1 protein-coding gene is annotated in these 583 nt (G+C 33.6%); it reads right to left on the bottom strand.

Features of this window, described 5'->3' with window-relative positions:
* On the bottom strand, nucleotides 1-390 hold a 390-nt coding region (locus tag ACCC84_RS23905), incomplete at its 3' end, for a hypothetical protein (RefSeq protein WP_503827465.1).
* Nucleotides 391-583: the final 193 nt, after the last annotated feature.

Raw genomic sequence — 583 nt, 5'->3', positions numbered from 1 at the left:
AACATCTCCAATTAACAACAAATTTCCTTTTACATGTAAAACTTGTCCAGAGCGAACAATTTTGGAAATAGGGACAATTTCTGTTTCTTCTTTCCAAGCTATTGCTTCTGCTTTAGTGATAACATCACTTTTAATTGAATCCACAACAAGATTCTTTTTATTACGAATTAACGTACGAATCTCTTCTTGTTGGACTTCTGTTAAATAACGATTTCCTACTTTCACATGCACTTCAATTAAAGAGCGTCCATCACCATCGTAGTAATGTGTAGAAAGTTTTTCGTCTAATTCTATCAACAATTCAGAGAATGAACAACAATCATCTAAATGAAGCGTTATCCCATCTTTTGTCCCTTTTATCGTTACATTTTGTTGCTTTTTTTCTTCCACTAAAGTTCACCCCACCGATTCAATTCGACATAAAATTAGAAAATCCTTTTTTCTTTTTCTTCCATCGCTTTTGAAAGACGCAATATATATCGTCTCAGTGGGAAACAAACTATCAACAAGAAAATAGCATTTAACAATAAAGTAGCAAGGAGACGATCTGTGAAAAAGACATACGCTGGCATATGAGTACGTC

It is taken from the genome of Serratia odorifera, assembly GCF_041448735.1.
In the GTDB taxonomy this organism is placed as follows: domain Bacteria; phylum Pseudomonadota; class Gammaproteobacteria; order Enterobacterales; family Enterobacteriaceae; genus Serratia_F; species Serratia_F odorifera.
This window is presented reverse-complemented; position numbering and strand designations above follow the sequence as displayed.